Raw genomic sequence first — 13,938 nt, 5'->3', positions numbered from 1 at the left:
TTCTTTCCAAAACTCATATTCCGACGCCTCGTCGCAGAGTGTGCCCCTGCATGACCGACGCACGCATCACGTATCGTGGATAGCCCACCATGGTAGCGACAGCCCCCCGAGCTTTGCAAACGCCGCAGCGCGTCATCGACGAGTCCCGGTCCTCTCTCAGCCGATCTCCACCTCGCCATGGGAGAGCACCGGCTGGCCCTTCTCATTCAACGTCTCCAACAAAAAACGCCCCGGCTCCCGCTCCCGAATCTGCGTACTCAAGCGCTCGCCACGAAAGACCGGTCGGGCAAAACGCACCTTGATGCGCCGGAGCCGCTCCACACGCCCCTGAGCCACGCCGTCGACAGCGGCCCGGGCCGCAAAGGCCATGGTGCAGAGACCATGTAAGATCACATCGGGCAGCCCGGCAGCCTTTGCCACCGACGCATCCAGGTGAATGGCGTTATGATCTCCAGAAGCCGCGGCGTAACGCCGGGGTTGATCCTCAGCCACGACCTCCTCCTGGCTGAAGATCACCTCTGGAACATCGGGGGCCGGCTCGGCCGGTGAGTTCTTCGGAGCGGCGCGCTTCGCCTCGCTTTGCGGCGCCGGAGCCCCGGGCGACCGCTTGCGCACAAAGAGCGTGCTCACCGCCTCCACCACCGCTTCGCCCTCCCGCATCAGATGCTGACGCACCTGAACCAGCCAGCCCGACGATTTCTCCTCCACCGACGCAATCTCAGCCCTCGGCACCACCAGGTCCCCGGGACGAAGGACGTCGTAAAAGATCATCTCCTGCTCGCCATGCACCAAACGCAGAAGATCGACCGCCAGCTCCTCATCGGCCAGCACCGCCTCCAACCCACTGAAGAGAGGTTGCACCGCAAAAAGAGGCGCAGCCACCAGCCCTCCTTCCACTTCCTCGCTCAAGTAGCGCGGCTGACGCTCGTGAACCGCCTCGGCATACGCGATCATCTCCGGCGCGGTGAGACGACGCGCGGGCATCTCAAAGGTCTTGCCCACCGCCGCCTCACGAGGGCCCTGGGCGTGCGGAGATGCCTGACCGACGATGCCCTCACGCGCCTCCTCCCGGGCCACATCCTCACAGCCTCCTCTCCCGATGACGCTTCGGGGCCTGGCCGTAATCGCCTCAAAATGAGCCCCGACCTCTTCGAGCGTCCAGGGCTCTTCTCGCGCCACCCCGGGGGTGGTCTCCACCACATACTCAAAGTAGTGGCGCCCGTGCGCCCCGAACACTCGCCCCGTCACCCCGGCGGACTCCTCGCTGGCCAGCCAGAGCACCAGCGGCGCCACGTCTTCGGCGCGAAAGCTCTCCGGCACCTCCGCCAGCGCCTGGCTCATACGGGTCTTTGCCAGCGGCGCGATCGCGTTGCAGGTAATGTTGTAGCGCGCACCCTCCAGCGCCACCGTACGCGTAAGCCCGGCAATTCCCGCTTTGGCCGCCGCATAATTGGACTGACCGAAGTTCCCCTTGAGACCGGCATACGAGGAGGTGTTGATGATGCGCCCCCCACGACCGCTGCGAAGCATCTGCTCAAAGGCAAAACGGGTGACCAGAAAGGTGCCCTTAAGATGCACATCCAGGACCTGATCCCACATCTGCTCCTTCATGCGCACCAGCGTCTTATCCCGCAGAACGCCGGCGTTGTTGATGAGCACATCCAAACGCCCAAAGCACTCGACGGCCCGCGCTACCATCGCCTGGGCGTCGGCTCGCCAGGCCACCGAGCCGCGATCCGCCACCGCTTCTCCCCCCAGCGCCCTGATCTCGGCCACGACCTCTTCGGCCAGACTCACCAGGGCATCATCGCGCGGCTCACAACCCGGGTCGTTGACCACCACCTTTGCCCCGGCCGACGCCAGCGCCAGTGCATAGGCCCGCCCCAGCCCCTGACCGGCCCCGGTGACCAACGCGACTTTTCCATCAAACGCACCCATCCTCACTCCTCTGCTGGCGTCTCGACCGGGCTCGCCACGCCGCATCCCCCCGGATCCACGTGCCCCTCCGCACGGACCACCGCCCGCCCAGCCCAGGCCCCGCCCTCACGAGGCTCACGCCCTGTTCAGCCGGGAGGCCAGCTAAACGCCCGTCCGCCCAGCACATGGACATGCAGGTGAAAGACCGTCTGCCCGACCTCGGCGCCGTTGTTGATCACCAGGCGAAACCCGCTCTCCTCCAGCCCCTCCAGCCGGGCCACCTCTTTTGCCGCCAGCATCAACTTGCCCAGCAAGAGCGCGTCGTCCTGGTGGGCCTGCCCCACATGCACGATCGAGCGCTTGGGAATCACCAGCACATGCACCGGGGCAGCCGGGTTGATGTCACGAAAGGCCAGCACCTCATCGGTCTCGTAGACTTTGTCGCAGGGGATCTCCCCGCGAATAATTTTCGAAAAGATCGTCTCTTCGCTCACCTTCTCTCCTTACATTTAGCCGATACATCACCACAGACATCCGGCGATCGATTCGCCTCACCCATCCCCCCGATCGCTGCACAGGTGTTCCTAGTGCCGACAAACCATAGGCTCGCCGGCCACCTTTGCCAAACCACTTCCCACCCGACCGTACGATACGTCTGGACATCACAACGTCCCCCGCACGCTCCCGGCCCTCCACAGCCCGGGGAGTCACATCTATGTATCCCTCCGCCGGCCTTCCTCGCCACGAGCTCCTGCGCTCCCGGGCAAAGACCAGCCGCGCTTTGATTTGATCGGCTCGATCCCTTATCGTGACGCCCCTCTTAAATACGGCGAACCATCCCCCTCTGAAGTCAGGGGCCCCCTGAGCGGACCTCCTATCCGCACTCTCCTCGAGAGGAGAGCTGTCCGTGACCGGTGTTGGGCTTGCCTCCGACACACATCGACTTTGACGACTTTGTTGCCCCCCATGGGAGTCTCCATGCGTCACCTTTTTGCACGATCATTGTTTCGAACGTCGCTGCTTCTCAGCGCCGGTCTCCTGACCACCGCCTGCAACATCGGCGACACGGCCAACCGCCCACCCACGCCCGAGGCTCAGGTAGACGGTGGAGACACCAGTTCAGAGCCCGACCCGCAGGATCAAGAGGACACCGGCACCACCCCCGATCCCGACCAAGATGCAGATCCTGAGCCCGAGTCCCAGGTGGGCTCGATGCTCCAGCAACGCGCCGGCGCCCGAGAAGCCAGCTCGCCAAACTACCGCCTGCGCATGAACCTGGGCGCCCCCACCGCCGCCCCGGCGGAAAGTGCCAACCACAAAGTCCGACCAGCGGTCGGTGCCGGAAACTAATACCGTACGACCCATGACTAAAACCGAGCCCGTCTGCCCTGCGCAGACCTCGGCCAAACCCCGGGGAGCCCCCTGTGAACCTCTCAAAAATCGCTACCAGCCTCGCTGCAGCCCTGGCGGCCATCGCCATCGCGCTGCCGACAGCCTTCGCCGAAGTTCCCACCTTTTACCCGGTCCAGGGTTACCTGACAGACGCCGATGGAAACCCCATCGACGGAGAGGTCGACATCCGCTTCCGCCTCTACGATGACGCCGATAACGAGGTGTTCACCGAGCTGGCTGCGGTCACCGTCAATCAGGGCGCGTTCACCCACAACGTGGGCACGATCACCAGCCTTGATGCCGAGCTCTTCGCGCAGTTCTCCGCCCTGACCCTGGGCGTTAAAGTGGGCACCGACACCGAGATGGCTCCGCGTCTGGAGGTGGGCTCGGTGCCCTACGCCGCCCGAGCAGCCAGCGCCGCCAACGCCGAAACCCTCGACGGCAACGCCGCCACCGATTTTGTCGCTCAGGGCCAGGCCGGCGCCATCACCGCCCCCATGCTCGCCGAGGGCGCGGTCACCCTGGACGCCGTCGAGGGTGCACTCCCGATCTACCGGGTCACCAACCAGTACTGCGACGTACGCCCGGGCACGCTGTCTTTCAACGACACGTGCTACGCCAACCAAAAACTCGTCAGCACCTGCAACAACACCTGCAACCTGTCTGAAGTTCGCGTGCGAAATTGCGATGGCGAGTGCGGATGCATGTCCATCGCAATCTCCGGCCCACTATGCCCGATTGGCGTGAGTTGCCCGCCCAGTCCCTGGCCCAATGGGCCTCGATGCAACAACACCCTGGTCGGCCACATCCTGCCCCAGTGATGTCTGGCCTATCACTGCTGCCACGAGCTAAGGCGCTACCGCGCGCCTGAAGTCTGCAGCCCGCATTGCGAAACCCGCCCCGGCCTGACCGGCAGCGGGTTTTGGGGTTCTTGGACCAGTGCCAGGCGTGCGCGCATCTTCGAGCGCCTGACACCCGGTCACACCTCGAAGGTGTACACACGCCTGGCACCCGCTCCCTCCCCTGATGTCGCCACTCGAAAGCTCTAAGGCAGCGCGCGCATCGCCTCTTCAAAAGGCCGCACACGATTGCCGTAGAAGTAAATCACCTCCAGCTTCTGCAGCATCACCCCGTCGGCCCAGCTCTTGACCACCTCGGGCACGTGATACATCCGCAGATACTCCAGCCCTTCGTAAACCACCCGATCGGGGGCGGCCTCATGCAGAAATGGCGAGAGCTGCACCCGACCGGCCCGCTCCAGCAGCTTGAGGCGAGCGAGCGCATCTTCCACAGCCTGGTGGACCTCCTCCCAGGGAAGGATCTCTTCGGCCCCAAAGCGCACCAGCCGGTACACATCCCAGCTCGGGAAACGTCGCTGCAAGAGATCGAAGAGCACCCAGCTGACCACCTGCGTGGGCATCAGCACTGTATGCTCCAGAAACGCCTGCGCGATGCGCTCCCCGGCAAAACGCGTGTACTGTCGATCGCGTGCCAGGTCTTCGATCACCTCGCCAGAGCGCGCCGAGCGCACGTAGTCAATCCGCTCCACGCGCCGGCCGCGACTGTCGTAGCTCTCCCCGTCCACCCGCACCTGGTTGCCAAAAGGATCCAGCGGCTGCCCAAAGCGCAGGATCGTGGTGGAGTCCATCTTCATGGTGTTCATCACAAAGCGCGTGATCGCCGAGAGCTGGTTGAACTCATCGTTCTCCAGCAGGTAGCGCCCCTTGCCCTCGCGCCGGAAGTGATCCTGGATCAGGCTATCGGCCTCCAGCACCAGGTTGTAGTTGATGGTCAGGGGCACAATGTACACCGGCCGGGCCTGCGGATCGCGCATCAGGTTGTGGATGTAACCACTGAGCGCTGTGCCCAAAAGTCCCAGCTTCAGGTGTTGCTCCACGGCATTGGAGCGGCTGCGCGTACCACCGGGGAAGAAGAGGCTGTGATACCCCCGCTCGATCAGTACCTGGGAGTAGGTCTTGAGCACATCTTTGTAGAGACGATGCTGCAGGCGCCGATCGACCTTGTACGCCCCCAGGTTCTGCATAAAGAAGCTCATCAGCGGGTTGGTAAAGAGGTTCTTACCCGCGCCATACGTCACCGGCGGGAGTCCCGCCTCATAGAGGGCCCAACCCACCAGGATCGAATCCATATTCGAGCTATGCGTGGGCACAAAGACCAGGGTGCCCTTCTTGGCCAGCACCCGCAGCGTGGCCAGATCGCCCTGCAAGACCACCCGCTGGGTCAGATCCCGCACATGGGAGAGCGCCTCGCTCAACTCCCCCAGGCGAGTGGGCATGGCGGCCACCCGGGGCAAGTCCTGGGCTTTGAATAAAAAGCTCAAACCGATGGGCAGCGCCCCGGTCGCCACTTTATAGACCCAGGGGTTGAAGCGCCCGGCCACGTCATCGGCGTAGCTCTCTACGAGCGACCACAAGATCTCGCGTTTTTTGGGCTCGGGCATCGTCGCCAGCTTGCGCGACATGTGTCGCCACCAGCCACTGGAGCGTACTTCTTCTTCGACGCCGCGTTCCTTCTGCAAACGTGCGATCTCCTGATAGGCCGCATCGTTGAGCACATACTCCAGCCCGGCGCCACTTGCCCCCCGCGAGGCACGCACCACATCGTTGAACGCGCGACGGCTGACCTCGGCAACCAACTTCGGGCGCTCGGTGGCCAGTCGAAAGAGGGGCGAACTCTCCTGCTTGCTCAATGCGTCAAACATCGGGCGCCTCACTTAAAAAAGTCGTCATCGGCGGCGCCATCGTAGCCGCGCGACACTCCGCTGGCAACGCAGCACCGCGCCTCCCAACTACGATCGAACGCCTGGCACCCGCACTCCCCCATCACGATCGAACGCCTGGCACCCGCGCTTCCCAACTACGATCGAACGCCTGGCACCCGTACACGAAACAAAAGATCGAACACCTGGCACCCGCACGCCCCTACCCCACCCGACGCTCCACCGGGGATCAGATCCCGGCCTCGCGAATCCAGGCTCCCAGAGCCTCCATCCCCTCGTCGATCGTGCGCTGAGGATGGTAGTCGAAGTCCTGTTTGGCCGCCGAGATATCAAAGTAGTGCGCCGTGGAGAGCTGCTTGGCCAAAAAGCGCGTCATCAGCGGTTCCTCGCGCTTGCCCAGCAGGCGGTAGCCCGTCTCCAGCACCCAGCCCACCGCGTAGGCAACCTTCGCCGGCACCTCGGCAGTTAAGGGCTCCAGACCACCGCTGACCAGGATCTTGTCGATCAGCGCGCCCACCGCCATCGGCTCATCCTGCGTAATAAAATAGGCCTTTCCGGCGGGCCGCCCGTGGGTGGCCAGCGCCTGAGCCGCCAGCAGATGAGCCCGGGCGGCGTCGTCCACATACACCGAATCCACCAGCGCCCGACCGTCACCGACCCGTTTGAGCTTTCCTCGGCGCGCCCGATCGATGATGCGCGGCACCAGGTGATTATCCCCCGGACCCCAGATCAGATGCGGGCGCAACGCCACCGTCTGGAGCGTCTCCGAAGTGGCCGCCAGTACCGCCTGTTCCGCCCGGGCCTTGGTCTCGGGATACGCCGTGAGATAACGCGTGGGGTAGGGCACCGACTCATCCACCCCTTCCAGCGCCCCCTCGCCATACACCACGCTGGGCGTGCTCGTGTAGATCAGGCGAGCAACCCGATGCTCCCGACAGGCCTGGAGGATGTTTTCGGTGCCGACCACATTGGCCTGATAATAGGCCTGATACGGACCCCACACCCCGGCCTTGGCCGCCACATGGTAGACCTCTTCACAGCCCTGTACCGCCCGACTCACCGCCGCGGCATCCGAAAGATCACCGCGTACGACCTCCACGCCCTTCTCCCGCAGATGCGGGTAATCACCCCGGGCCAACGAGCGCACCTGATCGCCACGCTCCAGAAGCTGATCGACGATTGCCTCGCCAAGAAACCCACCACCACCGGTGACCAGAACCTTCATCTGAGCTGCTCCTGCGCCCACTCGGTGAGGGCTTCTCGAAAAATTTTGGAGTTATGCCGCACGTCCACCGGGAACCCGCCATGAAAGAGGATCTCGTGGATCGTCTGCGTCTTCTCATGCGCCTGACCGAGCGCCAGAAGTTCGCGGCGCACATCCTCTCGCACCGCCCCCTGATGCTCGCTCTCCAGCTCCACACACAACACCGGCACGCGCTTGCCGGCTCGGAGTACGCCGACCAGCGCCGTACGAAAGACCTTCGGATGGGTATTGAAGATCGCCTCCACCGGGATGGTGAACATCGTGCTCCCATCGTCGAGCACCACCCGATGCGTCTTACGTCCGCAGAACCACATCCGCCCCTGCGCATCAAAGTAACCCACATCGCCCATGCGATGACGCACCTGGTCGCCATCGGCGATCTTTGCGTCACGCGTAGACGCCTCGCGATTAAAATACGCGCGGGTAACCTGCGGGCCCCGGACCACAAACTCCCCGATCTCACCGGCCGGCAACACCTGTGCGTCCTCCCAGCGCGCGATCGGCTTATCGCTAATCGCTATCACCTCAACCTCCACGCCCGCCACCGGGAGGCCCACGCAGACCCCCTGCCCCTGATCGGTGGCCGCGGCGGTCTCTCCCAGGATCATCTCGCTGCCAATCGACGCCACCGGCAGCGACTCGGTCGCCCCGTACGGCGTAAAGATCTGCGCCCCCTCATCGAGCATCGCCTGCACCCGCCCGAGCGTGACCGCCGGCACCGGCGCCCCGGCCGAAATCACCCGCTGGAGCCCCGGCAGCCGCTCACCATGCTCCTGGCCATAGCGTCCCAGGCGGTTGAGCACCGCCGGGGAACCAAACATGTTGGTCACGCCCATCTGTTTGATGGGCTCGATGAGGTGGCGTGGGTCAACCTCCCCGGGCTTGGAAAAGTCCATCTCGGGGAGCACCGTCGTCATGCCCAGCGCCGGATCAAAAAGCGCAAAGAGCGGGAAGGTCGGCAGATCGATCTCCCCGGGCTCAATCTCGTAGGTCGCTTTGATCAACTCCACCTGCGCCTGAAAGTTCCCATGGGTGTACTCCGCCCCCTTGGGCACCCCGGTGCTGCCACTGGTAAACAAGATCGCGGCCAGCTCATCGGCGCGCACCTGCGGGGGCTGCCAGCCGGTGGCCCGAGCCCCGAGCTCTTGCACCTGCTCCAGCGTATGCCCGCCCCACAGCCAGCGCCGACCCACCGTCACCGTGTGCTCCACCGTCCCACGGCCCCAGCCCAGCACCAGACGAGCGGCATGCGCACTCGGAATGCCGATAAACGCCTGCGGCGCAGCCTCGGCCAAACATACCTTCAGATTCTTGATGCCCATCCCCGGGTCGACCAGCACCGGCACCACTCCGGCCTTAAAGAGCCCGAAGGTCAGTGCAAAGAACTCCATCGACGGCTTGACCATCAACACCGAGCGGGTTCCCGCCCCGATGCCAATGGCATGCAGCCCGGCGGCGATCTCATCGCTAGCCCGATCAAGCTCGGCGTAACTGGTGGTCTGATAACGCCAGGTGCCATCGGGAGCACGGGCAATGGGAAGATGGATCGCCGGCGCATCGGGCATCGCCCGGGCCATCGCCGTGATCGCCCGCGCGATATTCGGGTCGGAGCTCGCCGCCCCCACTTCTTCTGTGCTGGGGGCCACGCTCATTTCGACTCCCAGGCGTCGGTCGACCCGATAAACTCCACGATCTTCGGAATCAGGTCCTTGCGGCGATCTTCGAGCACGTAATGTCCGGCTTCCGGATACTCGACATACGTCGCCTGCGGATAGATCTCCTTCCAGCGCGCCAGAAAGTGCCGATCAAACACAAAGTCCTTATATCCCCAGCCGATAAAAATCGGACGGTCCACCAACTCCCCGAGTCGACTCTCAGTGCTCTTGACCAGCTCCCAGGCCCGATCGCCCGGGCCCAGCGGAATGTCCTGCACAAAGCGCAGGGTGGCGATGCGATGCTCCGGCGTATCGTAGGGCGCCTCGTAAGCCCGGCGCACCTCGGCCGAAAGCGGCGAGGTCACACACACACGCGAAGCGGTCCGACTAAACGCGTTGAGACGCTCCACCAGCGCCGCTCCCACGCCGCTATCGCGAGCCACTTTCAGCGGCAGTGGGAACTTCTTGGTCTGAGGCAACGAAAACGCCCCCGTATTCAAGAGCACGATCCGCCCCACCAGATGCGGATTTCGCACCGCGAAGCTCATCCCGATCATCCCGCCCCAATCATGAAGTACCAGGGTCAACGGCCCTTCCAACTTCAACGACGCCACCAGGCTCTCCAGATCTTCGACCCGGCGCTCCAGGGTATAGGCGTAACTCGCATCGCCCGGCTTATCCGAGCGCCCGCATCCAATATGATCCGGTGCAATCGTGCGGTACTCCCCGCGCAACGCCTCAATGAGGTTGCGGTAATAAAACGACCAGGTGGGGTTGCCATGCACCATCAGCACCGCGGGGCCCTCCCCCTCGTCGACATAGTGCAGGCGATGCCCGCCCTCAACCTCATGAAAGTTCGGCGAGTAGGGAAAGAGCTGCGGGCTGACCACGTCAGTGCCCGGGTGAAGCTGTGGTTGCGTCAAAATCGGATCTCCATCATCGAAGCGTTCAAACCGCTGCCTATCCCCATCAATCCCACCCGGGCGCCGGGTCCAACCCGGCCCTGGTCCACGGCCTTGGCCAGCGCAATCGGGATCGAGGCCGGCCCCACGTTGCCGTGGTCATGGTAAATTTTAAGAAAACGATCCATCGACAGGCCCAGCGCCTCAGCCACCCGCGTCATATGCACGGCGCTCACCTGGTGGGCGCAGACCAGATCCAGCGCCCCGGGCGACCATCCCAGCTCGGCCTGCGCCCGGGCGAAGGTACGCTGACCCAGCTCCACACCGCGCACAAGGAGCATCGCCGCGTCGGTCTCCATCCAGTCGCGTTGCCCGCGGCACAGATCGTTATGCTCGGTGGCAGCCTCGGTCACCGCCCCGATCACCTGCGGGGCTCCATCATTCAGAAGCTCGCGGCGCCCCAGTACCATGGCCGCCGCCCCGGAGCCCAGGGTCAGCGTCGCCAGCTGCTCACGCATCTTCTCCACGGGAAACCCGGGCTCATTGAGCCGCGCGATCGTCGCCTCAATGACCTCCAGGCTCGACTCACCATCGACGATCATCCCGAACTCGATCGAACCACGCTCGATCATGTCCCCCACGATCATCACGCCGTTCAAAAACCCCAGGCAGGCATTGCCCACGTCGAAGTTCAGACAGTGCGACCCCAGCTCCAGCGTGCGATGCACCATCGAAGCCACCGAGGGCTCAATGTAATCCTTGCACACCGAGGTACTTACCAGCACCCCGATCCGCTCGCGGGAGACGTCACTTCGCTCCAGGGCCTTGCGACCCGCCATCGCCGCCGGCACGCTGGCCAGGACTCCCGGCGGCCAGACTCGCCGCTCCGCGATGCCGGTTAGCTGGTAAATCAGCCCCGGTGGCAACCCGGCCCGAGCCATCGCCGACTCCAGTCGAGACTCGATCTCCGCGGAGCTCATCGCCCGTGGCGCCCGCATCTCAGCGATCGCCGCCACACCCACATGTTCAAACTTCACTACGCTCATTGAAACCACCTCTCTTTGCGCCGGGAGTATGCCCGCCGCCCCCTGTCGCATCAAGGCGATCTGCAGGCCGGTCGCCTTGACGCTCCAAGAGCGCCGGTGATAAGACCACGCGTCTTTATGCCCGCCAAACACGCGTGCCCGGAGCACCCGCGGCACAAAGATCAGACCGACGTACTCGTGGTCTGGCTCCACCGGAAGCAGGACCTCGCCCGATGGTTCGTCGCATCGCACCAGGTCCCCTCCACGTCATCCGCTCCACCACCGCCTTTACCGACCGCGCCGAACGACGAGCGGCGCTACGCAGGGATTGCCATGGAAGTCCTCTACATCGCCATCGGGGTCATCGCCTTCATCGCCGGCGTCGTCCTCTTTATGGAAGGCAACCGCGCCAAACGCGCCTACAACGCTGGACTCGCCGAGCTGGAAGAGCGCGAGAAGAAGCTCGAAAAGAAGAGCAGCGCGAAAGCTCCCCAGAAGTCCGCTCCCGATAAGCCCGCCGCCCCGAGCGTCGATACCTCCAAACTCGAACGGCAGCTCTCCGACGCCCAGGCCGATGCCAAAGCACTTAAAACCCAGGTCTACGACCTCAAAAATGATCTGAAAGAGGCCCGTCAAGCCGCTCGCCAGGCCCGCGAAGAAGCCGCCGGCGTCGATCAGAGTGCGCTCGTAGAGGCCCGCGCCGAAATCGCTGACCTTAAAAGCCAGCTGGTCAACGCCAATCAGCGCGTGACCTCCGCCCGCGAAGAAGCAAAGGCGACAATCGAGAAGGCCGCTCAACAACCCGCGCCCGCTGTGGAGAAGACCGAGTTCGATACCGACGAACTCGCCAGACAGCGTGACGAGATTGAGCGACTGCGCGCGCGCATCGAATCTCAGAACAAAGCACAGGCCGATGAGGTCCGCAGCGCCGAACAGGATCTCAAGCGCAAGCTCAGCAAGACCGCCCGCGAAGTCGACAAGCAGCGCCGGCGCGCCGATAACAATGACAAGGCCTACAAAGTCACCCAGCGCCAACTCGACGCTGCCCGCGAGCGCCTTGAGCTGCTCGAAGAAGAGCTCAAGCGGGCCGGCTTCGCCGTGGAGCAGGCCGAAAAGCTCGAAGATGCGCCGCAACAGGCCGACGCGACACCGAGCGTCGAAGAAGCGCAGCTCTCCGAGAGTGAACCGAAGTCTTAAACCTGTGTTAAGGCTCGCCTCGCCATCTTAAAAAGCGCCCGGGAAACCGGGCGCTTTTTTTGTTCCGCGCCATCATCAGCTCCCCTTCTTAAACAGCCCCCCCTACTAACGAGCGAAGTTTTAGCTCGGAGCGGGCCAGCCATCTCGCAGGCGAACCCGTCCAAAGCGCGCCCCTGCCTCAGATTGCCTACCGACCAACTCCTACCGGCAGCCAGAACAGGACGTCCGCACGCCCCCTCTCAGTCCGCTGCCGCGAAATGCGCCAGCTGATCGGCGTGCGCTTTCACAAAGGACGGGCGCGCCGTAGCGCGCGCGACATACTCACGGCAGGCAGGATGTCCCTCCAGCCTCTCGAAACGATCGACAAGACGCAGCACATCCGCCATGAGGATATCGGCCACCGAGAAGGTTCCCGCGAGCCAATCACGCTCGGCCAGAACCGGCTCCAAATGATTGAGGCGAGCCTCCAGAAACTCTTCCAAACGTTTCCATCCGGGCGTATCGCCGGTGTATCCGGAAAACACAAAGATGGACCAGGGCAGGCTCGCCATCTCCACAGAATTAAGGGCGGCGAACAACCACTGGGTCGCCTCAGCCCGTTCTTGAGGATCAGCGGGCAGCAGCGCCTCACTACGATTCCCCAGATAAAGCAGGATCGCGCCGCTCTCAAAGATGGAGATGTCTCCATCGGTCAACCAGGGCACCTGGCCAAAGGGTTGATGGGAGAAATGCTCCGTGTCACGCCCTTTAAATGGCACGCTCTCCACCCGATAGGGTAGCCCCGCCTCCTCCAATGCCCATCGTACGCGAATGTCCCGCACATAACCCCGCGGCGTCTCGGGAACCCATTCGAAAGTCGTGAGAATCAGGTCTTCCATAGTGCATCTCTTGGTGATGAGGTGCGCAATGTAGCGATCGGATATCGATAATGAAGACCGCACTGTAGTGCCCCCCATAAATCAAGCCACCAACTCGCCAAACTGAGCACCATACTCAGCCGGTGATTTGTACCCGAGCGCCTGGTGGAGCCGCTCGGCGTTGTAGAACTCGACCCAGGTCTCGATTGCCTCCCGGGCCTGCGCAAAGGTCTTGAAGTTGGTCATCCAGATGCACTCCTCCTTGAGCGAGCGGAAGAAGCGTTCAATCAGCCCGTTCTGCTGCGGCGTGTAGGGCGTGATGAATTCCTGTGTGAGGCCATACTGCTTGCAGCTTCCGGTAAAGGATTTCGACGTGAACACCTTGCCGTTATCGCTGCGCAGCACCGGTCGCGACTCGCCGTTGGGGTAGATAAGGCCAAAACGCTTCAAACAGGCGCTCTCCAGGGCTCGCTGCGCCTCCACAGCGCGGCCACGGCGAGCGACGTCGATGCCAACAATCTCGCGGGTGCAGCAGTCAATCACCGCCATCACGCCAATCCAGCCGTCTTGTTCGCAATACAAACTCGTCGCATCCATAGCCCAACGCTCATCGGGCTGTGAGGCTTGTGAAACAGACTGAGCCACACGCGGGCGAGGCGTATTTACGATGCAGCGGGCCTGCCAGCCGTTCTCGCACATCAAGCGCTCGACACGTTTTTTGTTGATGCAAAGCAGGTCTCGAAAACGAAGCCAGGCCCAGATTCGGCGGTAGCCCCATGTCGGGTACTCCTCAACAAGCTCCGCCATACGCTGCACGAGCTCGCGCTTCTCACGCTCCTTTTCGAGGTTGACCACCCGGCGGCTCACACCCTTTTTCTGACGCCAGACCGTCGAGCGATTCAGCGCCAAGAGCCCGCACAACCTCCGCTCGCTCACGGCCGGGTGACGTTCCATCAATCCTCGGAGCGCCACCCTGAGCCAAAAGGGTC

General features: G+C 63.4%; 12 protein-coding genes. 3 read left to right on the top strand and 9 right to left on the bottom strand.

Features of this window, described 5'->3' with window-relative positions; genetic code table 11:
• Positions 1 to 156: 156 nt before the first annotated feature.
• Positions 157 to 1,938 carry an SDR family NAD(P)-dependent oxidoreductase gene (locus tag DL240_RS06690; protein ID WP_111729092.1) on the bottom strand — a complete coding sequence of 594 codons (1,782 nt, stop codon included), beginning with the start codon at positions 1,936 to 1,938 and terminating at the stop codon, positions 157 to 159.
• A 125-nt stretch (positions 1,939 to 2,063) separates the two neighbouring features.
• Positions 2,064 to 2,411 carry a histidine triad nucleotide-binding protein gene (locus DL240_RS06685; protein WP_111729091.1) on the bottom strand — a complete coding sequence of 116 codons (348 nt, stop codon included), beginning with the start codon at positions 2,409 to 2,411 and terminating at the stop codon, positions 2,064 to 2,066.
• Positions 2,412 to 2,895: 484 nt separating this feature from the next.
• Here DL240_RS06685 and DL240_RS06680 point away from each other — a divergent pair, with 484 nt between their 5' ends.
• Both DL240_RS06680 and DL240_RS06675 read left to right on the top strand, forming a co-directional pair.
• Positions 2,896 to 3,267: a hypothetical protein gene (locus DL240_RS06680; RefSeq protein WP_111729090.1), complete on the top strand. Its 372-nt coding sequence runs from the start codon at positions 2,896 to 2,898 to the stop codon at positions 3,265 to 3,267.
• Between the two features lie 74 nt (positions 3,268 to 3,341).
• Positions 3,342 to 4,130 (top strand): hypothetical protein, encoded by a 789-nt coding sequence (locus tag DL240_RS06675; protein WP_111729089.1) that lies wholly within the window; start codon positions 3,342 to 3,344, stop codon positions 4,128 to 4,130.
• 224 nt (positions 4,131 to 4,354) lie between these two features.
• Here the strand turns inward: DL240_RS06675 and DL240_RS06670 are convergent, their stop codons facing one another.
• The 5 genes from DL240_RS06670 to DL240_RS06650 form a co-directional block, all read right to left on the bottom strand.
• Positions 4,355 to 6,031 (bottom strand): 1-acyl-sn-glycerol-3-phosphate acyltransferase, encoded by a 1,677-nt coding sequence (locus DL240_RS06670; RefSeq protein ID WP_111729088.1) that lies wholly within the window; start codon positions 6,029 to 6,031, stop codon positions 4,355 to 4,357.
• A 247-nt stretch (positions 6,032 to 6,278) separates the two neighbouring features.
• Complete coding sequence (locus DL240_RS06665) at positions 6,279 to 7,274, bottom strand: NAD-dependent epimerase/dehydratase family protein (protein WP_111729087.1); 996 nt, start codon at positions 7,272 to 7,274, stop codon at positions 6,279 to 6,281.
• Complete coding sequence (locus DL240_RS06660) at positions 7,271 to 8,965, bottom strand: fatty acid CoA ligase family protein (RefSeq protein WP_111729086.1); 1,695 nt, start codon at positions 8,963 to 8,965, stop codon at positions 7,271 to 7,273. Before DL240_RS06660 ends, DL240_RS06665 begins: the two co-directional genes overlap by 4 nt.
• The gene (locus DL240_RS06655) at positions 8,962 to 9,891 is read right to left on the bottom strand and encodes an alpha/beta fold hydrolase (RefSeq protein WP_199589759.1); all 930 of its coding nucleotides are present in this window, start codon (positions 9,889 to 9,891) and stop codon (positions 8,962 to 8,964) included. Before DL240_RS06655 ends, DL240_RS06660 begins: the two co-directional genes overlap by 4 nt.
• Positions 9,888 to 10,916 (bottom strand): 3-oxoacyl-ACP synthase III, encoded by a 1,029-nt coding sequence (locus tag DL240_RS06650; RefSeq protein ID WP_111729257.1) that lies wholly within the window; start codon positions 10,914 to 10,916, stop codon positions 9,888 to 9,890. Before DL240_RS06650 ends, DL240_RS06655 begins: the two co-directional genes overlap by 4 nt.
• A 312-nt stretch (positions 10,917 to 11,228) precedes the next feature.
• Here DL240_RS06650 and DL240_RS06645 point away from each other — a divergent pair, with 312 nt between their 5' ends.
• Positions 11,229 to 12,092, top strand: coding sequence for a hypothetical protein (locus DL240_RS06645; RefSeq protein WP_111729085.1), 864 nt, complete (start codon positions 11,229 to 11,231; stop codon positions 12,090 to 12,092).
• 239 nt (positions 12,093 to 12,331) lie between these two features.
• Here DL240_RS06645 and DL240_RS06640 read toward each other — a convergent pair whose 3' ends face one another.
• Both DL240_RS06640 and DL240_RS06635 read right to left on the bottom strand, forming a co-directional pair.
• The gene (locus DL240_RS06640; protein WP_111729084.1) at positions 12,332 to 12,970 is read right to left on the bottom strand and encodes a glutathione S-transferase family protein; all 639 of its coding nucleotides are present in this window, start codon (positions 12,968 to 12,970) and stop codon (positions 12,332 to 12,334) included.
• A gap of 81 nt (positions 12,971 to 13,051) precedes the next feature.
• Positions 13,052 to 13,903 carry an IS3 family transposase gene (locus DL240_RS06635; RefSeq protein ID WP_158542403.1) on the bottom strand — a complete coding sequence of 284 codons (852 nt, stop codon included), beginning with the start codon at positions 13,901 to 13,903 and terminating at the stop codon, positions 13,052 to 13,054.
• Positions 13,904 to 13,938: the final 35 nt, after the last annotated feature.

It is taken from the genome of Lujinxingia litoralis (assembly GCF_003260125.1).
Taxonomy (GTDB): Bacteria; Myxococcota_A; Bradymonadia; order Bradymonadales; family Bradymonadaceae; genus Lujinxingia; species Lujinxingia litoralis.
The sequence above is the reverse complement of the archived record's forward strand: the minus strand, read 5'-3'. Positions and strand labels throughout refer to the sequence as shown.